Origin of the sequence: Streptomyces tardus (genome assembly GCF_018101125.2) — a bacterium.
GTDB lineage: Bacteria > Actinomycetota > Actinomycetes > Streptomycetales > Streptomycetaceae > Streptomyces > Streptomyces tardus.
The window spans coordinates 308,672-329,331 of the sequence record NZ_JAELVF020000001.1 but is presented as its reverse complement, the minus strand read 5'-3'; the positions used below and the strand labels follow the sequence as shown (position 1 = coordinate 329,331).

13 protein-coding genes and 1 pseudogene are annotated in these 20,660 nt (G+C 71.6%); 5 read left to right on the top strand and 9 right to left on the bottom strand.

Going from position 1 to position 20,660, the window contains the following annotated elements; translation table 11 throughout:
- Nucleotides 1-168 precede the first annotated feature (168 nt).
- From glgB to JGS22_RS01315, 5 genes are all read right to left on the bottom strand, one after another.
- On the bottom strand, nucleotides 169-2,664 hold the full coding sequence (gene glgB, locus JGS22_RS01335) for a 1,4-alpha-glucan branching enzyme (protein WP_216814803.1): 2,496 nt from the start codon (nucleotides 2,662-2,664) through the stop codon (nucleotides 169-171).
- A gap of 154 nt (nucleotides 2,665-2,818) precedes the next feature.
- The gene (locus tag JGS22_RS01330; RefSeq protein WP_211040612.1) at nucleotides 2,819-4,240 is read right to left on the bottom strand and encodes a maltokinase N-terminal cap-like domain-containing protein; all 1,422 of its coding nucleotides are present in this window, start codon (nucleotides 4,238-4,240) and stop codon (nucleotides 2,819-2,821) included.
- Between the two features lie 172 nt (nucleotides 4,241-4,412).
- Nucleotides 4,413-6,161: a maltose alpha-D-glucosyltransferase gene (gene treS, locus JGS22_RS01325; protein WP_211040613.1), complete on the bottom strand. Its 1,749-nt coding sequence runs from the start codon at nucleotides 6,159-6,161 to the stop codon at nucleotides 4,413-4,415.
- Nucleotides 6,148-8,199: an alpha-1,4-glucan--maltose-1-phosphate maltosyltransferase gene (locus JGS22_RS01320; RefSeq protein ID WP_211040614.1), complete on the bottom strand. Its 2,052-nt coding sequence runs from the start codon at nucleotides 8,197-8,199 to the stop codon at nucleotides 6,148-6,150. The genes treS and JGS22_RS01320 overlap by 14 nt, the downstream gene beginning before the upstream one ends.
- A 191-nt stretch (nucleotides 8,200-8,390) precedes the next feature.
- Complete coding sequence (locus JGS22_RS01315; RefSeq protein WP_211040615.1) at nucleotides 8,391-9,056, bottom strand: hypothetical protein; 666 nt, start codon at nucleotides 9,054-9,056, stop codon at nucleotides 8,391-8,393.
- A gap of 297 nt (nucleotides 9,057-9,353) precedes the next feature.
- Here JGS22_RS01315 and glgP point away from each other — a divergent pair, with 297 nt between their 5' ends.
- Complete coding sequence (gene glgP, locus JGS22_RS01310) at nucleotides 9,354-11,912, top strand: alpha-glucan family phosphorylase (RefSeq protein WP_211040616.1); 2,559 nt, start codon at nucleotides 9,354-9,356, stop codon at nucleotides 11,910-11,912.
- A 114-nt stretch (nucleotides 11,913-12,026) separates the two neighbouring features.
- Here the strand turns inward: glgP and JGS22_RS01305 are convergent, their stop codons facing one another.
- Both JGS22_RS01305 and JGS22_RS01300 read right to left on the bottom strand, forming a co-directional pair.
- Nucleotides 12,027-13,643 carry a M4 family metallopeptidase gene (locus JGS22_RS01305; protein ID WP_211040617.1) on the bottom strand — a complete coding sequence of 539 codons (1,617 nt, stop codon included), beginning with the start codon at nucleotides 13,641-13,643 and terminating at the stop codon, nucleotides 12,027-12,029.
- 261 nt (nucleotides 13,644-13,904) lie between these two features.
- On the bottom strand, nucleotides 13,905-14,486 hold the full coding sequence (locus JGS22_RS01300) for a TetR/AcrR family transcriptional regulator (protein WP_211040629.1): 582 nt from the start codon (nucleotides 14,484-14,486) through the stop codon (nucleotides 13,905-13,907).
- Between the two features lie 134 nt (nucleotides 14,487-14,620).
- On the opposite strand from JGS22_RS01300, the gene JGS22_RS01295 reads away from it, so the two are divergent.
- Nucleotides 14,621-15,694 (top strand): FAD-dependent oxidoreductase, encoded by a 1,074-nt coding sequence (locus tag JGS22_RS01295; protein ID WP_211040618.1) that lies wholly within the window; start codon nucleotides 14,621-14,623, stop codon nucleotides 15,692-15,694.
- Between the two features lie 169 nt (nucleotides 15,695-15,863).
- Here JGS22_RS01295 and JGS22_RS01290 read toward each other — a convergent pair whose 3' ends face one another.
- On the bottom strand, nucleotides 15,864-16,799 hold the full coding sequence (locus tag JGS22_RS01290; RefSeq protein WP_211040619.1) for a GlxA family transcriptional regulator: 936 nt from the start codon (nucleotides 16,797-16,799) through the stop codon (nucleotides 15,864-15,866).
- A gap of 294 nt (nucleotides 16,800-17,093) precedes the next feature.
- On the opposite strand from JGS22_RS01290, the gene JGS22_RS01285 reads away from it, so the two are divergent.
- The 3 genes and pseudogenes from JGS22_RS01285 (at nucleotide 17,094) to JGS22_RS01275 (ending at nucleotide 18,855) form a co-directional block, all read left to right on the top strand.
- The gene (locus JGS22_RS01285) at nucleotides 17,094-17,786 is read left to right on the top strand and encodes a DJ-1/PfpI family protein (protein ID WP_211040620.1); all 693 of its coding nucleotides are present in this window, start codon (nucleotides 17,094-17,096) and stop codon (nucleotides 17,784-17,786) included.
- A gap of 116 nt (nucleotides 17,787-17,902) precedes the next feature.
- Nucleotides 17,903-18,256 (top strand): annotated as a pseudogene (locus JGS22_RS01280) (hypothetical protein).
- Nucleotides 18,253-18,855, top strand: a complete 603-nt coding sequence (locus JGS22_RS01275; protein ID WP_211040621.1) for a hypothetical protein — start codon at nucleotides 18,253-18,255, stop codon at nucleotides 18,853-18,855. The pseudogene JGS22_RS01280 and the gene JGS22_RS01275 overlap by 4 nt, the downstream one beginning before the upstream one ends.
- 95 nt (nucleotides 18,856-18,950) lie before the next feature.
- Here the strand turns inward: JGS22_RS01275 and JGS22_RS01270 are convergent, their stop codons facing one another.
- The gene (locus tag JGS22_RS01270) at nucleotides 18,951-20,504 is read right to left on the bottom strand and encodes an MFS transporter (protein WP_211040622.1); all 1,554 of its coding nucleotides are present in this window, start codon (nucleotides 20,502-20,504) and stop codon (nucleotides 18,951-18,953) included.
- Between the last annotated feature and the right edge of the window lie 156 nt (nucleotides 20,505-20,660).

The following is a 20,660-nucleotide window of genomic DNA, read 5'->3' as shown; positions in this document are numbered from 1 at the left end:
CCGGCACTTGCGCGCGTTCTGCGGCACGTACGCGTTCCACCGCCCCGGCCTCCACGGTGCCTCAGCGGCTGCCGCCCCGCGAGGCGACGGCTCTGCCCCACGGACGGCGGGTGCGCGCCGGCAACGCCGGTGCGCACCCGGGCCGGCACCGCCGCTCCGGCCGCCGGGTCAGGCCGGCTGGTACCAGACCGTCGCCAGCGGGGGCAGGGTGAGCGAGAGGGACGCCCCCCGACCGTGCTGCTCGTGCTGCCCGTGCTGTTCGGCCGGTACCGGGCTCGGCTGGACGACACCGCTGCCGCCGTACCTCTCGGCGTCGGTGTTCAGCACCTCGCGCCAGTGCGACGGACCGCCGGGGACGCCGATCCGGTAGTCGTGGCGCACCACCGGGGAGAAGTTGCAGGCCGCCAGCAGCGGGCTGCCGTCGGCGGCGAAGCGCAGGAACGCCAGTACGTTGTCCTCGCCCGCGTCGGCCACCACCCAGCTGAAGCCGGCCGGTTCGCAGTCCTGCTCCCACAGTGCGGGCGCGGCGGTGTAGCGAGCGTTGAGGTCGGCCACCAGGTCCCGTGTGCCGCGGTGGTCGGCCGCCGCGCCGTAGGCCGGGTCCAGCAGCCACCAGTCCGGTCCGTGGGACTCGGCCCACTCCGCTCCCTGCGCGAACTCCTGTCCCATGAAGAGCAGTTGCTTGCCCGGGTGGGACCACATGAAGCCCAGGTACGCGCGGTGGTTGGCGCGCTGCTGCCACCAGTCGCCCGGCATCTTGGACACCAGCGAGCCCTTGCCGTGCACCACCTCGTCGTGCGAGATCGGCAGCACGTAGTTCTCGGAGTGGGCGTACACCATCGAGAAGGTCATCTCGTTGTGGTGGTACTTGCGGTGCACCGGCTCCTTGGACATGTAGACCAGCGAGTCGTGCATCCAGCCCATGTTCCACTTCAGGCTGAACCCCAGGCCGCCGTGGCCGAGTTCGCCGCCGGGCAGATGGGTGGGGCGGGTGACGCCGTTCCAGGCGGTGGACTCCTCGGCGACGGTGACCACGCCGGGGCAGCGGCGGTGGAGGACGGCGTTCATCTCCTGGAGGAAGGCGACCGCGTCGGGGTTGTCGCGCCCGCCGAACTCGTTGGGGCACCACTCGCCCTCCTCGCGCGAGTAGTCCAGGTAGAGCATCGAGGCGACGGCGTCGACCCGCAGCCCGTCGATGTGGAACTCCTCGCACCAGTACACCGCGTTGGCGACCAGGAAGTTGCGGACCTCCCTGCGGCCGTAGTCGAACTCCAGCGTCCCCCAGTCCGGGTGCTCGGCCCGCCGCGGATCGGCGTGCTCGTAGAGCGGTGTGCCGTCGAAGCGGGCCAGCGCCCACTCGTCCTTGGGGAAGTGCGCCGGCACCCAGTCCATCAGCACACCGATGCCGGCCCGGTGCAGCGCGTCCACCAGGTACCGGAAGTCGTCCGGGCCGCCGAGCCGCGCGGTCGGTGCGTAGTAGCCGGTGACCTGGTATCCCCAGGAGCCGCCGAAGGGGTGCTCGGCCGCCGGCATCAGCTCGACATGAGTGAAGCCCAACTGCGCCACGTACGCGGGGAGTTGTTCGGCCAGCTCGCGGTAGCCGAGCCCCGGACGCCAAGAGGCGAGGTGCACCTCGTAGACCGAGAAGGGGGACCGGTGGACCGGCCGGGCGCCGCGCCCGCTCATCCACTGCGCGTCGTTCCACTCGTAGGCCGAGTCGGTCACCACCGAGGCGGTCGCCGGCGGGCACTCGGTGCGGCGCGCCATCGGGTCGGCGCGCAGGGTGCGGACACCGTCCGGCCCGCACACCTCGAACTTGTAGAGCGCGCCCTCCCCGACACCCGGCAGGAACAGCTCCCACACCCCGCTGGAGCCCAGCGAGCGCATCGGGTGCGCCCGGCCGTCCCAGTAGGTGAAGTCCCCGGTCACCCGCACTCCGCGGGCGTTCGGCGCCCACACGGTGAATCGGGTCCCGGTCACGCCCCGGTGGACCATCGGACGGGCGCCGAGCGCCTGCCACAGCTCCTCGTGCCGTCCCTCGCCGATCAGATGCAGATCGAACTCGCCGAGGCTGGGCGGCATCCGGTACGGATCGTCCACCGGCAGCGGGCCGTCGCCGTAGTCGACGAGCAGCCGGTGGGCGTCGGGCGCGGTGCCCGGCAGCACGCCGGCGAACAGCCCGTCGCCCAGCGACGGCAGCTCGGCTTCCACCCCCTCGGCGACGATCCGCACCGATACGGCGTGCGGTCGCAGTGCCCGGAAGAGCGTGCCGTCCGGGGCGGGGTGTGCGCCGAGCAGCGCATGCGGATCGTGATGGGCGCCGTCGAGCAGCCGGCGGCGCTCGTCCTCGGAGAGCGGCGGCGCGGGGCGCAGGGCCGCGGGCTCCGGGTGCGGCGCCCGGGAGGGACGGGCGGGTTGGGCGGTACGGGCGGCGGCTCCGGTGGTCGACGGTGCTGCGGTCGCCGGTTCGTCGCCCCAGTCCCCGGTGCCGGCACCGCGTGCAGGGGCGACCGCGTCGGGGCTTCCCGCCGGCGCCGGGTCTGCCGCGGGTACGCTCTCGGCCGAGCGCTTCCGGTCCGTCGTACGCGTCCTGCGGCCGGTTCCCGCGCGGGGAGCGGGCGGGGTGGGTTCGGAGGTCTGCGGGGCCTTCGGGCGGGCGGTCACGGGGTACTCCCTGGGTTCGGCGTCGGCACGGCGTCAGTGGTCGCGGGCGGTACGGGGACCGGGTGTTCGGGAACGGATCCTTCGGGGCCGAGCGCCGCGACCCGTGCCGCGCACGGCGGCTGCGTCACCGCTTGCGGCGGGGTCGGCGAACATCTCATCCGGGGCCTCCGGCCAGGCGGCGGACGGCGGCCATCGGGATCGGCAGCCAGCTGGGCCGGTGCCGGGCCTCGTACAGCACCTCGTACACGGCCTTGTCGGTCTCGAAGACCCGCAGGAGCGCGGCCTGGGCGCGCAGTTCGGTGCCGGCCGCCTCCTCGTACCCGGCCCGGTAGGCGCGGCGGTTGGCGCGCGCCCACGCGCGCGAGGCGGCGGTGGCGCCGCGGGAGTGAGCGGCGTAGTCGAACGAGCGGAGCATGCCCGCGACATCGCGCAGCACCGGTTGCGGGGTGCGCCGCTCGGCCAGGGACTTCGCCGGCTCGCCCTCGAAGTCGATGAGCGCCCAGCTGCCGCCGCCGGCCGAGGCGCCCGTGCGCAGCACCTGCCCCAGGTGGAGGTCGCCGTGGATGCGCTGGACGGGCACCTGGTGACCTGCGCGGGCCATGTCGACCACGGCACGGAAGGCGTCCCGCAGGGCGGGCCGGTAGCGGTCGAGTTCCGGCACGGCCTCGGTGGCCCGGTCGAGACGTTCGGTCATCTCCTCGGCCAGCGCGGCCAGTTCGCCGCCTGCCAGTACGTCGGTGGGCAGGGTGCGGGCGAGCGCGGTGTGCACGTACGCGGTGGCCCTGCCGAGTGCGTGGGCGGGCCCCTCGAAGCTCTCCCCGTCCGCCAGGGCGCGCAGCGCAAGCTGCCATCCGTCGCTGCTGCCGGTCAGATACGGCTGAAGGATGCCGAGCGTGAGCGGGCCGCCGCCGCTGGGCGGTTCGGCCGACTCGAACCAGGCCGCCGGGGCCGGTACCTCCCGGCATCCGGCCCTGGCCAGTGCGAGCGGCAGCTCCAGATCGGGGTTGGAGCCGGGCGCGACACGTCGGAAGAGCTTCAGGATGAAGGCGTCGCCGTACACCACCGAGGAGTTGGACTGCTCGGCGTTGAGCGGGCGCGGGCTCAGCCCGGAGCCGATCGCGGTCCCGGCCTCTCGCAGGAAGCGCAGCGCACCCAGGCGGCCGGGAGCGCGGAGCCGTTCCAGCAGCACGGCGGTCAGCCGCGGGTCGGGTACGGCGTCGTACACCGCGCAGCCGCGCAGTGGTCCGGTCTCGGGACGGCCGATCAGCGCGGGGACGAGCGCGGGAGGCAGTACGGCCCGTACACCGAGCAGCAGTTGGTAGCAGTCGGTGTCGCGGCCCTGGTGGGCGGTGACGAGCAGATGCAGCAGCCCCGGGGTGGCGCTGCCGGGACGGCAGGGGAGCAGTTCGGTGGCGGCGGCGAGAGTGAGCCCGTCGAGGGGGCGCCCCTTGCCGGCGAACCAGCGTTGGTTCGGCAGCCACCTGGTCAGCAGCGAGCTGAGCGAGCTGAGCAGCGTGGAATCGGCCGTCTCCGGCAGAGCGACACCGAGCGGGACGCTGTCCGGGATTACGGTCATGGCACCTTTCACCGGGCTTCCTCCGGACACGACGGTGATACGCGGAACAGCCCCGTCGCCTCCGGCCTGGGCCGGCCGCCACGGGACGCGCGTTGTGGGTTGGGACGTACGAGGTCATGCGGGGAGCGGGGCGAGGCCGGCGGCCCGGCGGGTGGCCGGGCCGCCGGTGTGCTCAGAGAGCGGTCGAGGCGTCCGGGCACTCCTGCGGCTTGCGCAGCCGGAACCAGTAGAAGCCGTGCCCCGCCAGGGTGAGCAGGAACGGCAGTTCGCCGATCGCCGGGAAGGTCACCCCGCCGATCAGCTCGACCGGATGGCGGCCGACGAACTCGCGCAGATCGAGCTCGGTCGGCTGGGGGAAGCGCGAGAAGTTGTTGACGCAGAGCACCACGTCGTCCTCGCTCGCGCTTCCCTCCGGCAGTTTCAGGTGCCGGATGTAGGCGAGCACCGCCGAATTGGAGGACGGCAGTTCGGTGTATTCGCCGAGCCCGAACGCGGGGTTCTGCTTACGGATCTCGATCATTCGCCGGGTCCAGTGCAGCAGCGAGGAGGGCGAACTCTTCGATGCCTCCACGTTGGTGACCTGGTATCCGTAGACCGGGTCCATGATCGCGGGAAGGCTGAGCCGTCCTGGATCGCTGGACGAGAAACCGGCGTTGCGGTCGGGCGTCCACTGCATCGGGGTGCGCACCGCGTCCCGGTCGCCCAGCCAGATGTTGTCGCCCATTCCGATCTCGTCGCCGTAGTAGAGAATCGGCGAGCCCGGCAGCGAGAGCAGCAGGGCGGTGAAGAGCTCGATCTGGTTGCGGTCGTTGTCCAGCAGTGGTGCGAGCCGACGCCGAATTCCGATGTTGGCCCGCATGCGCGGGTTCTTGGCGTACTCCGCGTACATGTAGTCGCGCTCTTCGTCGGAGACCATTTCCAGCGTCAACTCGTCGTGGTTGCGCAGGAAGATGCCCCACTGGCAGCTTGCCGGAATCGACGGGGTCTTGGCGAGGATCTCCGAAACCGGGTGGCGGGACTCCCGGCGCACCGCCATGAAGATACGCGGCATGACCGGAAAATGGAATGCCATATGGCATTCGTCGCCGCCCTTGTCGTAGTCGCCGAAGTAGTCGACGACGTCCTCGGGCCACTGGTTGGCCTCGGCGAGCAGCACGGTGTCCGGGTAGTGCGTGTCGACCTCGGCGCGCACCCGCTTGAGGAATTCGTGCGAGGCGGGGAGGTTCTCGCAGTTGGTGCCCTCCTGCGCGTACAGGTAGGGGACCGCGTCCAGCCGGAAGCCGTCGATGCCGAGGTCCAGCCAGAAGCGCAGGGCCGCGATCATCTCCTCCTGCACCTGCGGGTTCTCGTAGTTGAGGTCCGGCTGGTGCGAGAAGAAGCGGTGGAAGTAGTACTGCTTGCGCACCGGGTCGAAAGTCCAGTTGGACTGCTCGGTGTCGACGAAGATGATGCGCGCGTCCGCGTACTGCGAATCGTCGTCGGCCCACATGTAGTAGTCGCCGTACGGCCCGTCCGGGTCGGTGCGGGACTGCTGGAACCACTCGTGCTGATCGCTGGTGTGGTTCATCACCATATCGATGATGACCCGGATTCCGCGGCGGTGCGCGGCGTCCACGAATTCTACGAAGTCGGCGAGGTCGCCGAATTCTGGGAGCACCGATGAGTAGTCCGACACATCGTAACCGCCGTCTTTCAGTGGCGACTTGAAGAAGGGCGGCAGCCATACGCAGTCGATGCCGAGCCACTGGAGATAATCGAGTTTGGCAGTGAGGCCGCGCAGGTCGCCCACGCCGTCGCCGTTGCTGTCCTGGAAGGAACGGACCAGAACTTCGTAGAACACGGCCCGCTTGAACCACTCGGGATCGCGGTCCTTCGCGGGTGTGTCCTCGAACGTGTCGGGGACAGGCTCATTGACGCTCATCAAAGGGTGACCCTCCGGTCGGTGGGGACGGTCGCAGAGAAAAAATGTGCGCCGGGGCCGGAACGTCGGCTCTGCCGGGCTCCAGGCGCACATAGTTGTCCCTGCCCCAGTGGTAGGTCTCGCCGGTGAGCTCGTCGCGCACCGGATACGGTTCGGCGCCACGTGCCTGAGCGGGGGTGAGGCCGAAACCTTCGAGTTCCTCGGTATCCAACGACACCGTTGCCTCGTGGGTGTGTTGCGGATCGAGGTTCACGACCATGAGTACCGAGTCGGCGTAGGGGATGTTGCTGCGCTTGGAGTAGGCGAGGACCTGCTCGTTGTCGGTGCGGTGGAACCGCACGTCGCGCAGCTGTTGGAGCGCGGGGTGCTCGCGGCGGATGCGGTTGAGTGCGGTGAGCAGCGGCGCCAGCGAACGTCCCTCCCGCTCGGCCGCGGCCCAGTCGCGGGGCCGCAGCTCGTACTTCTCGGAGTGGAGGTACTCCTCGCTGCCCGGGACGGTGGGCTCGTTCTCGCAGAGTTCGAAGCCGGCGTAGACGCCCCAGGTGGGGGAGAGGGTGGCGGCGAGCACCGCACGGATGCCGAAGGCGGCGCGTCCGCCGTGGCGCAACGAGGCGGGCAGGATGTCCGGGGTGTTGACGAAGAAGTTCGGGCGCATGTACGCGGCGGCCGGACCGCTCAGCTCGGTGACGTAGTCGGTGAGCTCCTGCTTGGAGTCGCGCCAGGTGAAGTAGGTGTACGACTGCTGGAAGCCCACCCGGGCCAGCGCGTGCATCATTGCGGGTCGGGTGAACGCCTCGGCGAGGAAGATCACGTCCGGATCGTTCTTGTTGATGTCGGCGATGACCTTCTCCCAGAAGGCCACCGGCTTGGTGTGCGGGTTGTCGACCCGGAAGACGCGTACGCCCCGCTCCATCCAGAACCGCAGTACCCGTACCGTCTCCTCGACCAACTCCCGACAGGACTCGCGGGAGTTGTCGAATTCGATGGGGTAGATGTCCTGGTACTTCTTCGGCGGGTTCTCGGCATGGGCGATCGAGCCGTCGGCCCGGGTGCGGAACCAGTCCGGGTGCTCCTTGACCCAGGGGTGGTCGGGGGAGCACTGGAGGGCGAAGTCGAGCGCGATCTCCATGTCGAGGCTGCGTGCGGTGGCGACGAAGTGCGCGAAGTCCGCGAAGTCGCCGAGGTCCGGGTGGAGGGCGTCGTGGCCGCCGTCCAGCGAACCGATCGCCCAGGGCGAGCCGACGTCGTCGGGGCCGGCGCTCAGGGAGTTGTCCGGGCCCTTGCGGTACGCCTCGCCGATGGGGTGGACCGGCGGCAGGTACACCACGTCGAAACCCATCGCGGCGACCGCGGGCAGCCTCTCGGCGGCGGTGCGGAACGTGCCGGAGCGGGGCGGCCGGCCCTCCTCCAGCACGGCGCCCTCGGAACGCGGGAACAGTTCGTACCAGGAGCCGTACAGCGCCCGGCGGCGCTCGACCTGGAGCGGCAGCGCCCGGGTGGCGGAGACCAGTTCGCGCAGCGGGTGGTGGTCGAGGAGCGAGAGGACCTCGGGGGTGAGCGCCGCGGCGAGGCGCGCCTCGGGTTCCAGGTTCTCCGCCCGCAGTGCGCGGGCCGCCGCGCGCACGGTGGCGCGGCCCTCGTTCTTCGGGACCCGGCCGGCGGCCCGGTCCAGCAGCCGGGCGCCTTCGGTGAAGGTGAGGTCGACGTCGACCCCGGCGGGGATCTTCACCGCCGCGTGGTGGAGCCAGGTGGCCACCGGCGCGCTCCACGCCTCCACGGTGTACGTCCAGCGGCCCTCGCCGTCCGGGGTGACCAGCGCGCCGAACCGGTCGGTTCCGGGCGCCAGTTCGCGCATCGGGGTCCAGGGGGCGGTGCGACCGTCGGGTCCGCGCAGCACCACGTTCGCGGCGACCGCGTCGTGCCCCTCCCGGAAGACGGTGGCCGAGACCTCGAACGTCTCGTCCGTCACCGCACGCGCCGGCCTTCGCCCGCAATCGACGAGGGGCTGGACGTCCAGGATGGGAATACGGCCGATCATGGGCTCACCTGCGGTAGTTGGGGGAGTTTCGTCCCTTTTGTAGCCGCTTGGGGGGTGGGCCGTCCGGGTGCGTGCGGGTCCGGTGCCCCCACGTCACTCGTGTGGAGGTTCGAGGACTGTCGGCCCACTCGGACGCGAAAGGCGAACGACTCCGGAGTACGGGGTCGTTCGCCTCGGCCGTGGAGGGTCGGTCAGTCCTCGACCTTCCAGACCACCGGATCCTCGCGGAAGTTGCTCTGGTACGCCACGTTGGCGGCCTTCTCGCTCTTGCCGACCAGGAAGACGCGGCAGCTGGTGAAGTCCTCGCCCTTGGCCAGCTGCTGCGGCCGGCTGTTGACGCACTGTGCGACGTCGTCGTCCGTGGTGAAGATGCGGTCCGCCTCCTCGCCGCGGCCGTCCCGGAGCTTCGGGGTCACCCCGAGGGAGGGCACGCGCGGTGCTTCGCCGTCCACGTACCGGTAGTTGACCGTGACGTAGTACGGCACCATCTCGCGCTCCTTGCCGTCCAGGCGCACGTCCTCCAGCTCGGCGACCTCGCCCTTGACGACCGTTCTGGTGGTGACCTCCATCGTGGTCTTGGAGGTGCCCGAGTCGTGGGTGACCAGCGTGGTCTCGCCGAGCTTCAGCGTCTTGCCGAGGTCGGCGTCGACCTCCTTCCCCGGGGTCTCCGGCGTCTCCGGCTGGTCGGGCTTCTCGGGTTGGTCGGGCTCCTCCGGCTTCTCGGGCTGGTCGGGCTCCTCCGGCTGGTCGGAGGCGGGTGGCTTGGCCGGTGTGTCCGCCCCCGGGTCCTCGCAGGCGGTCGAGAGGGCCGCCATTGCGGCGACGGAGACTAGTGCGGCGATGGGCCGGATGCGCATGGTGTTCCCCCGTGAGGTGTGGCATAGGTGCGACTCGTGCGCGGGAATGCTCGCGGAGCGGACCCGGCGCGCAGACATCATCATCCGACCTGTAGACCCCGATCCATGGCCCAAGGTTGTCTGGTACAGCCCTGAGACACCGCTGTTGCCGGGCAACGGGCCCGTTTCCAGGGCGAGATGAGTGATCGGCGGCACCGATCCCGTACGACGGAGCAGCGCTGTGCCTCCACCGAGTGAAGTAGTACGAAACGCCACGGACCCGCACGGACCGGAAGAATGCGCCGTTACCTTCGAGGAGTGAAGGCCATTCGTCGTTTCTCCGTGCGTCCCGTACTTCCCGAACCGCTTCGACCGCTGGGTGAACTGGCGCGCAATCTGCGCTGGTCCTGGCACAGCGGCAGCCGTGACCTCTTCCGCCACGCCGACCCCCAGGGGTGGCAGGCCGCCGGGGGCGACCCCCAGCGGCTGCTCGGCTCCCTCTCGGTGTCCCGCCTGGCGGCCCTCGCCCACGACCGCGGCTTCCTGCGCCGCCTGGAGGTCGCCTCCGGCGATCTGCGCGACTATCTGAGCGAGCCCCGCTGGTACCAGCGCAGCGTCGCCGAAGGCGCCGAACTCCCCGCCGCCGTCGCCTACTTCTCGCCCGAGTTCGGCATCGCGGGCGCCCTTCCGCAGTACTCCGGCGGCCTGGGCATCCTCGCCGGCGACCACCTCAAGGCCGCCAGCGACCTCGGGCTGCCGCTGATCGGCGTCGGCCTGCTCTACCGGCACGGTTACTTCTGCCAGACGCTCTCCCGCGACGGCTGGCAGCAGGAGCGCTACCCGGTCCTGGACCCGGACGAGCTGCCGCTGTCCCCCTTGCGGGAGGCCGACGGCACCGATGTCGAGGTGAGCCTCGCGCTCCCCGGCGGTCGTACGCTGCGCGCCAGGATCTGGCAGGCCCAGGTCGGCCGGGTGCCGCTGCTGCTGCTGGACTCCGGCGTCGTGCACAACGACGCCGCCGAGCGCGACGTCACCGACCGCCTGTACGGCGGCGGGCGCGAACAGCGGTTGCTCCAGGAGATGCTGCTCGGCATCGGCGGCGTGCGTGCGGTGCGCGCGTACTGCCGTATCACCGGGCACGCGGAGCCGGAGGTGTTCCACACCAACGAGGGCCACGCCGGCTTCCTCGGGCTGGAGCGCATCCAGGAGCTGATCCGCCGGGGCAGCGACTTCGACGGGGCGCTGGAGGCCGTGCGGGGCGGGACCGTCTTCACCACGCACACCCCGGTGCCCGCCGGCATCGACCGCTTCGACCGGGAGCTGATCGACCGGCACTTCGGCGAGGACGGCGAGCTGCCCGACATCACCGCGGACCAGGTGCTGGGCCTCGGGACCGAGGACGCCCCGGAGACCGCCGGCCTCTTCAACATGGCCGTCATGGGGCTGCGCCTGGCCCAGCGCGCCAACGGCGTCTCCACCCTGCACGGCGCGGTCAGCCGGCAGATGTTCGCCGGTCTGTGGCCAGGCTTCGACGCCGCCGAGGTGCCCATCACCTCGATCACCAACGGCGTCCACGCGCCCACCTGGGTCGCCCCCGAACTCGCCGCCCACACCGGCCCGTTGCCCGACAGCAGGTTGTGGGAGCTGCGCCGTACGCTGCGCGAGCAGCTGGTCCAGGACGTGCGCGAGCGACTGCACCGCTCCTGGCGCTCCCGCGGCGCCGCAGACGCCGAACTCGGCTGGATCGACAACGTGCTCGACCCCGACATCCTGACTGTCGGCTTCGCCCGACGCGTGCCGTCCTACAAGCGGCTGACGCTGATGCTGCACGACCGCGAGCGGCTGATGGAGCTGCTGCTCCACCCCGAGCGGCCGGTGCAGCTGGTCGTCGCGGGCAAGGCTCACCCGGCCGACGACGGCGGCAAGAAGCTCATCCAGGAGCTGGTGCGCTTCACCGACGATCCGAGAGTGCGGCACCGCATCGTCTTCCTCCCGGACTACGGGATGCGGATGGCGCAGAAGCTCTACGCCGGCTGCGACGTGTGGCTGAACAACCCGCTGCGTCCGCTGGAGGCGTGCGGCACCAGCGGGATGAAGGCAGCGCTCAACGGCTGCCTGAACCTCTCCGTCCTCGACGGCTGGTGGGACGAGTGGTACGACCCGGACTTCGGCTGGGCGATCCCCAGCGCGGACGGTTCGGCCGCCGGCGACGACCGGCGGGACGCCATCGAGGCCGCCGCGCTCTACGACATGCTGGAGGCGCAGGTCGCACCGTGCTTCTACGAACGCCCCCAGCGCTGGCTGGAGATGATCCGCCAGACCCGGGAGCGTCTCGGACCCAAGGTGCTCGCCGACCGGATGGTGCGCGAGTACGCCGAGACGCTGTACGCCCCGGCCGCCCGCTCCCACCGCGAGCTGGACAGCGCCGCCGCCCGTGAGCTGGCGCGGTGGAAGTCGGTCGTACGGGCGCAGTGGCCGAGCGTACGGGTGGGCCACATCGAGGCGCAGGGCCCGGGTGAGGACAGCCTCGAACCGGGACCTGAGCTGGGAACCTCGCTCTCGCTGCGGGTGCAGGTCTCCCTCGGCGAGCTCCGGCCCTCCGACGTGGAGGTGCAGGCGGTCGCCGGCCGGGTGGACGGCTCGGACGACATCGCCGACCCGGTGCGGGTGCCGCTGAAGCCGGTCGGCGGCGCGGATCTCGCGGGCAACTGGACGTACGAGGGGCCGCTGGCGCTGGACCGCACCGGCCCCTTCGGCTACACCGTCCGCATCCTGCCCTCGCACCGACTCCTGGCCCACGGCGCCGAGTTGGGCCTCGCGGCGGGTCCGCAGGAGGTGTCGGCCCGGGACGAGGTCGCCGAGGTGGTGACGCCGTAGCGCCGCACCTCCCGCAGCCGAGCGGGGCCCGGCCACCGTGGTTTCGGTGGTCGGGCCCCGCCGCTGTGTTGCTGTGCTGCTGTGGGGTGGTGCTTGTGGTGCCGTGGTGCCGGATCAGCCGTTGACGTTGACTCCGGCCCAGGCGGCCTCCACGGCGGTGACCTCGGCGCTGTCCGCGCCGTAGAGGTCGGTGGCGGCGGCGACGGTGGCCCGGCGCGCGTCCGCGTAGTCCGAGGTGGAGGTCATCTGCTCGGTGAGGGCCTTGAACCAGATGTCCGCGGCCTTCTCGATGCCGATGCCCTCCAGCGTCGAGCCGTCGGAGGTCGGCGAGTTGTACTTGACGCCGTTGATCTCCTTCTCGCCGCTGCCCTCGGCCAGCAGGTAGAAGTAGTGGTTGGCGATACCCGAGGAGTAGTGGACGTCGACGTCACCGGCGCCCTCCTCCCAGAAGTCCAGGGACTTGCCGTCCTTGGAGGGCTCGTCCATGTAACGCAGCGGGGTGCCGTCGCCGTTGATGTCGATCATCTCGCCGACCATGTAGTCGGCGACGTCGGCCTCGCTGTCGACGTGGAACTCGACCGCGGCGGCGAAGATGTCGGAGGTGGCCTCGTTCAGACCGCCGGACTCGCCCTGGTAGACCAGGCCCGCGGTGGCGGAGGTGACGCCGTGCGTCATCTCGTGCGCCGCGACGTCCGTCGAGGTGAGCGGCTTCTCGTTGTTCTCGCCGTCGCCGTAGGTCATGCAGAAGCAGGCGTCGGACCAGAAGGCGTTGACGTAGTTGTCGCCGTAGTGGACCCGGGTCAGGGCGCCCTCGCCGTCACCGCGGATGCCGTCGCGGCCGTGGACGTCCTTGAAGTAGTCCCAGGTCGCGGCGGTGCCGAAGTGCGCGTCGACGGCCGCGGTCTCGCGGTTGGCGGGGGTGCCGTCGCCCCAGACGTCCGAGTCGTTGGTGAAGAGCTCGCCGTCACCGGACTGGCCGTTGTTGAGGTCGGTGGTCCGGCCGCTGCCCCGCTCGCCGTCGGTCAGCGTGAACTTGCCGTCGGCCTCGGTGGTGCCGAGCTCCACCTCGCCGCTGTACTGGCCGGTCCCGGTGCCCTTGTGGATGCCCTGGTACTCGAAGAGCTTCTTGCCGGTCTTGGCGTCGGTGAAGACGTGCAGCTCGTTGGGGGTGCCGTCCTTCTGGACGCCGCCGTTGACGGTCTCCCAGGCGAGCACCGGCTTGCCCTTGACGGCCAGTACGACCTGGCGCGGCGCCTCGCTGCCCTTGGCGGCGGACTTCTTCGGCTTGTGCGCGGCGACGGCGGCGTCGGTGTCGACGGCTATCTTCGCGTCGTTGGCCTTGGTGACGCGCTCGGTGTCGCCGCCCTTGGTCTTCTGGACGACCAGGTCGCCGCCGATGACCGGCAGACCGTCGTAGGTGCGCTCGTAACGGGTGTGGGTGTCCCCGTTGTTGTTCTTGATGACGCTGCGGACCTCCAGCGCCTCCTTGGAACCGAGCTTGAGCTCCTTGGCGACAGCCTTCTTCGCCGCGGGGGCGTCGGCGGCCTTCACCAGGCTGAGGTAGTCGCCGGCCGAAAGGCTGGCGGGCAGGGCGCCCTTGTTGGCGTCGGACGGCGCCGCGCCGGCGGTGCCGGTGCTGATGCCGGCGGCCAGCAGAGCGGCCGAACCGGCAAGCGCCGCGCCGATCGTGACGGCGCGGCGGGAGGTGCGGTGTACGCGGTGGGGTCTCACATGGGCTCCTTGAATGGGAGTGGGGGGTTTCCCAGTGCTTGGCGGCAGCCTGCCATGTGGGCCGCGTACATGTCAGGGGGGTAGCGGGCAGGGGAAAGGAATTCGTCCGTTCGCACAACTGCGCCGTATGCAGGGAGAATTGACCAAACCTTGACCGGATCAAGGGCGTCCACGGGGTGTTCCGAGACCGGTCCGAGCCCTGCTCGCCGATCCCGCGGCGGTGGTCGCATCGTGACCCACCTGCCCCGAGGGGCCGGTGGGTCACTCGGGGCAGACGACGTCGAGGAGTTCGCGCACGAAACGGTCGAGATCGTCGAGTCCTGCTGCGGCGAGAGTGGCGGGGCCGCCCGCCAGCAGGTGGGTGATCGCCCCGTGCAGGGCAAGGGTGACGGTGCGGGAGGCGGCCGGGGTGAGGGGCAGCCCGGCGGCCCGCTGGGCGAGCTCCATACCGGGGAAGTCCGAGGCGGCGATCGGGTCCAGGATGTCGGAGAGTGCCGGCCTGCGCGCTGCCTCCGCCTGGAGCTCCAGGCAGGCCAGCAGCCGGGCCCGGCCCGGCCCCGCGACATCGGCGAGCAATCCGGTGAGCTGCGCGACCAGCGCCCGGCGGCTGCCGGGGGCGGGGCCGCGGGCCGCCAACTCCTCGGTGATCGCCCGGTATCGCCGCACGCAGTGCTCGGCCGCCGCGCGCAGCAGGGCGTCCCTGCTGGGGAAGTAGTTCTTCGCGGTGCCGGGCGGCACGTCCGCGACCGCGTCGACCGCGCGGTGGGTCAGCCCGCGTCCGCCGTGCTCCGCCAGCACCTCCATCGCCGCGTCGCCGAGTCGGGTCCTGCGGTCGGTGTTCACCACGTCGTCTCTCTCCTCTGTCGTGCGGACATCATCCACGTTGCCCGTGCCACCCCAACCGTGGTACCACGTATGTGGTGGTTGCTCGGCAGGGCCAGGCCCGTCGGGACGGAACGCGGAAGTTCGGAGGGGCCATGACACGAACGACAGGCAGCACGGGCGAGCCCGGAAGCGCCGTCATCGTCGGCGCCGGTATCGGAGGACTGGCCTGCGCGCTCGGCCTGCGCCGCGCAGGCTGGCAGGTGACGGTCCTCGAACGGCGCCCCGAACCCGCCCGGTACGGCACGGCGTTCGGCATCCATCCGACGGCCCAGAGCGCACTGGAGCGGCTGGGCGTCGGCGCCGAACTGCACGCCCGTGCCGTCCCGTACCGCGAGGCGTACATCCGCTCGCCGCAGGGGCGACCACTCGCCCGCCTCCCGCTGGAACGCATCGAACGCCGCGAGGGCCGCCCCGAGCTGCTCCTCTCCCGCCACTACCTGCTCGACGCGATGCTCGGAGCGCTCGACGACTTCGGCGACGTCCGGATCAGCCACGGCGAGCGGGTCACCGACGCCCTGGGCCTCGCCGACCGGTACGACGTGGTCATCGGCGCCGACGGCATCGGCAGCACCGTGCGCACCGCACACTTCGGGGAGCGGAGCGCCCCGAAGGCGGCGGGGAACACGGCCTGGATCGGCATCGCCGACTTCGAGTCCCCGATCCACGGCGAGACCTGGGGCGCGGGCAGCTTCGTCGGCATGACCCCGATCGAGCCCGGCTGTACCAACTGGTACGCCGTGGTCCCCCGCAACACCACGATCGACGAACTGCCGGGCCGGTTCCGAGGCTGGCACCACCCCGTGCCCCGGCTGTTCGCGGAGACGGACCGGAGCACCTGGATCCGCTACGAGATGCGCCATCTCGCTCCGGCGTTGCGCTCGTTCGTCAGTACCCGGGGCCCCTGTGTCGCCCTCCTCGGGGATGCCGCGCACGCCATGACACCCAACCTCGGCCAGGGCGCCTGCACCGCGGTCCTCGACGCCGAGGCACTGGCGCGCGCCCTGGCCGTCCACGGCCGCGGCGCCCGCGCCGCCGCACTGCACGCCTACGACAGCGAACGCCGGCGCAGCGCCCAGCGGATCGCACTCGGATCCCGCACCCTGCACCGCGTGATGTCCACCCGACATGTGCGACTGCGCGACCGGGCACTGCGCCTGCTGCCCTGAACCGGCACGCCGTGGCCGTCCGTCGGAGCCGCGGCGGCGGGGTGGGTGTGTGGCGCGGGCTGCGTGGGGCGGTCGTGCAGGCGCTTGGCGTGAACTCGATGGGAGGCTCGCGGTCCGGAGGGAAGTACGGGGCCGGAAGTGTGGGCTCGACCGCAGGGCCGGACGGCCCCTAGCGGAAGGAACGGCGGTAGGCGTGCGGGCTGACGCCCGTGGTGCGCTTGAAACGGTCCCGGAAGGCGGTCGAGGAACCGAACCCGACCTGCGCGCCGACACGTTCCACCGCATGGTCGGTGGTCTCCAGCAGATGCTGCGCCCGGCGTACCCGTGCGCGGTGCAGCCACTGCAGCGGGGTGATGCCGGTCTGCTCGCGGAAGTGCCTGATGAGCGTACGGGTGCTGGTGCCGGCGCGGTCCGCGATGTCGGGCAGGGCCAGTTCGCGGCCGAGGTTGTCCTGGAGCCACTCCAGCAGCGGCTCCAGCCCCTGCCCGCGCGGAGTGGGCGGCAGGTCGTGGACGATGAACTGCGCCTGCCCGCCCTCCCGTTCGAGCGGCATGACCGAGAGCCGGGCCGCGTCCGCGGCGACCGCCGAACCGTAGTCGCGCCGGATCATGTGCAGACACAGGTCGAGCCCGGCGGCGGCGCCGGCCGAGGTGAGGAGGTGCCCGTTGTCGACGTAGAGGACGTCGGGGTCCACGTCGATCTCCGGGTGGAGGTCGGCCAGGGTCTGCGCTGCGGCCCAGTGGGTGGTGGCCCGCAGCCCGTCCAGCAGTCCGGTCGCGGCCAACGGGAAGGCGCCGGCGCAGATCGAGGCGATACGGGTGCCGCGCGCCGCCGCGTCGATCAGAGCCGCCCGGACGGCGGGCGACGGCGCGGCGAGCGTAGCCGTACCCGGTACGACGACGGTGTCCGCGCCCTTGAGTCCCTCCAGTCCGTGCGGCGCACGCAGGGCGAAGGCGTCGGCGTCGATCTCCGGCTGCTCCGCGCAGACGCGGACCTGGTAACCGGGGCGGCCGTCCGGCAGCCGGGTGCGGCCGAAAACCTCGATCGGGGTGGACAGGTCGAAGGGTATGACCTGCTCCAGGGCGAGGACGGCGACCGTGTGCATGCGTCGTAATTTACGCGGCCGGTCAAGAGCGGAAACCGGTGGTGGACGCGGCGATGTGGGGCATCGACGCAGGTCGGAGCGGAGTGTGTGGTTTCTGCGGGATTTGGCGGAAAGCCGTTGAAGGGTGTCGCTCCTGCCACTGGGAAGGCCGGGGGTGTGCGGCCTACGTTCGAGGCAGCCGCAGCCGCAGCCGCAGCCGCAGCCGCAGCCGCAGCCGCAGCCGGCAGCCGCAGCCGCAGCCGCAGCCGCCTGTGCGGTCGCCCGCGTAGCGTCGAACCACCGGAAGGCCCTTCCATGCATGCGCAGATCGTTCTCTTCGACGGCTTCGATCCGCTCGACGTCATCGGGCCGTACGAGGTGCTCCACGCGGGGGGCGCGGCTTCCGGCGGGGCCGTCGAGGTGGAGTTGGTGTCCGCGGAGGGGCCGCGCGAAGTGGTCAGCGGGACCAGCGGGGTGACGTTGCGCGCCACCGCGCGACTCGACCCCGAAAGTGTGGATCTGGTGCTCGTCCCCGGCGCCTCGGGCCGGGTGGGGCCGCCGGGGGAGCGGCCGGACGACGGGCTTGACGGCCCGGGCGGGCACCAGCCGCCGGAGTCGGTGCCGGTGCTGCTCGGCCGGACGCTGGAGACCGAACTGCCCGCACTGCTGGAACGAGCCGTGCGCAGCCCCCGGACCACCGTCGCCACGGTCTGCGGAGGCTCGCTCGTACTCGCCATGTCCGGCCTGCTGGAAGGCCGTTGGGCCACCACCCACCATCTCGGCGCCGATCTGCTGGACGCCACCGGTGCGCGTGCGGTGGAAGCCCGACTCGTCGAGGACGGCGACCTCGTCACCGCCGCCGGAGTCACCTCCGGGCTCGACCTCGGGCTGTATCTGCTGGAGCGCGAGGTGGGCCCGCGGATCGCACACGCCGTGGAACAGCTCTTCGCCCACGAGCGCCGCGGCACGGTGTGGCGCGACCGGGGGCCGGCTCCGGTGCCGCACTGAAGCACCGGGTCGCTGATGGTGACGGCGGCTGCGACGAGCGGCGCGCCGCGTCGTACACCTTCGCTCGCGGTTCGGATCCGCCTCACCGCGAGCACGTTGAGGGAAAAGAGGGAGACATGCCCGCAGAAGGCAGCTGGGACCCGGTCGTCGTCACACCGATCGGGAGGGTGGACGCCGTCGTCGAGTTCCACCGCGACGAGGGGCGGCTCCGCGGCACTGCGCAGGGGGCGGGGGAGCGGGTCCCGCTGGAGGACCTCGTCGAGCGGGGCGAGTAGCTCGCGTGGAGACAGGCGGTCACCCGCCCGTTGCGGCGCAACCTCGCCTTCGACGTCACCGTCCGGGGTGACACCCTGGCAGGTTCGTCGCGGGCCGGGCGCCTGCCGGCCTCCGCCGTCACCGGCACACGTCGCGCACCCGACGCCTCCGGCTCCTCCGCCACCTCCGGCTCCGAAGGCGAGTGCCGGCCGTGACCAAGCTGCTGCTGACCCTGCACGTGATCGCGGCCGTCGTCGCCGTCGGGCCGGTGACCGTCGCCGCCAGCATGTTCCCGCCCGCGCTGCGCCGTGCCGCCGCGGCCGGCAACCGGACGGCAGAACACGGGAGTTCCCCGTACGGGAGCGGGCAGGACCACACCGCGGATCGGGACGGGCTCGTCGTACTGCGGCTGCTGCACCGGATCTGCCGCGTGTACGCGGTGTTCGGAGTCTGCGTGCCAGTCTTCGGACTCGCCACCGCGAACAGCCTCGGGGTGCTCGGCAGCGCCTGGCTGATCGTCTCGATGGTGCTCACCGCAGCAGCCGCCGCGGTGCTCGGTCTGCTGATCCTCCCCGCCCAGGAACGCGAACTCGACGCGCTCCAGGGGGAGTCCGCCGACGTACGGGGCGACGGGAGCGACGTGCCAACCCGTCCGCAGGCACCTACGGAGATCCGTACCGCGGCCGTTCCGGAGGCGCGTTCGGTGCGGCGGGCGGCGGCCCGGTTGGGCATGGTGACCGGGATCTTCAACCTGCTGTGGGTCACGGTGACGATCCTCATGATCGTCCGTCCCGGCTCCACGACGAGCGTCTGACGGGCCGCCGGCCGTCGCTCCGGACACGTGCCGGGCGGCCACGCCGTCGTGGGCTCGGCCCGTCGGACGGGCCTGCCCCACGACGGCGGTGGCGCTCAACTCCCGCTGCGAACCCGGTCGTTGTCCGCCCCGGTCGAGGCATCGCCCGGGCCGACGTCCGCGCTCCGGAGCGGCCCGGCGTCCGTCCCTGCACCCGGCGCCGTGTCCGTCCCCGCACCCGGGCCGCCCGGGAGCGCCTGCTGCGGGGCGGGTGCGGCGGTGTGGGTGTGCGGGATGAGGGCGGCGATGGCGGCGGAGGCGAGCGCCAGTACGCAGCCGATGATCAGCGCCGTGCGGAATCCGCTCTCCGAGGTGAAGGTGTGACCGCCGGCGGTCGTGGTCATCTGGGCGAGCACGACGCCGACCACGGCTGCACCGACCGAGGTGCCCAGCGAACGCATCAGGGCGTTGAAGCCGTTCGCCGCAGCGGTCTCGCCGACCGGCACCGCGCTCATGATCAGTGCGGGCATCGCGCCGTAGGCGAGCGCGACACCGCTGTTCATGATCATCAGAGCGGCCATCAGCCCCACCGCCGTACCGGCGAGCAGAAGCGAGGCGAGGTAGCCGGTCGCCAGGACGAGCGCGCCACTGATCAGTGTGGTCTTCGGGCCGCGGGCGTTGGTCAGCATCCCGCCGAGCGGCGAGACGACCATCATCATCAGTCCGCCCGGCAGCATCCACAGCCCGGCGGCGAGCATGGACTGACCCAGCCCGAATCCGGTGGCCTCCGGATACTGCAACAACTGCGGAACGACGAGCATGCTCGCGTACATGCCGAAGCCGATGAGTATCGAGGCGAGGTTGGTGAGCAGTACGCGCGGACGGGCGGTGGTGCGCAGGTCCACCAGCGGCTCCCGGGTGCGCCATTCGAAGAAGCCCCAGGCGATCAGAGTCACCGCGGCGAGGGCGAAGAGCGTGAGGGTGGTGGTCGAACTCCAGCCCCAGTCGGCGCCCTTGGAGACCGCCAGCAGCAGGGAGACCAGGCCGACGGCGAGCCCGACCGCGCCCACGAAGTCGAAGCGCTGCCCCTTGGCGGTTGGCGGCGCCTGGGGCACCAGCAGATAGATCATCACCGCCACCAGCGCGGCGAGCACGGCCGAACCCCAGAACAGCGCGCGCCAGCTGGAGTACTGGGCGACCGCCGCGGCGACCGGCAGCCCGATACCGCCGCCGATCCCCATCGAGGCGCTGACCAGCGCGATCGACGAGCTGAGCCGCTCGGCCGGCACGACATCCCTGAGCAGGGCGATCCCCAGCGGGATCATGCCCATTCCGACGCCCTGGAGGCCGCGGCCGACGATCATCGGCACGACGCTGCTGGACAGCGCACACACCACCGAACCCGCCATCAGCGGCACCGAACAGGCCAGCAGCATGCGCCGCTTGCCGAGCATGTCGCCGAGCCGACCGATGATCGGCACGCAGCAACCCGCGACCAGGAGCGTCGCGGTGATGACCCAGGCGGCGTTGGAGGGTGAGGTGTCGAGTATCCGGGGCAGTTCCGGCAGCAGCGGGGTGACCAGCGTCTGCATCACCGCGGCCGTGACACCGGCCAGGGCGAGCGTCGCGACCACTCCGCCGGTCCGCGGGCTCGTGGACGGTTGGGACATGGAGGTTTCCTCGGGTGTGTGACGGGCGGCGCTTCGGTCGAGGCGCCGAGGTCTCGGCTGCGGCGGTGGCCGCTCCGCGCGGCTGCCGACCGGCGTGTCGGTGCGGGCGGCGGGTCCGTGCGGTGCGGGCGGTGCGGGGCGGGCGGTGTGGTGCGG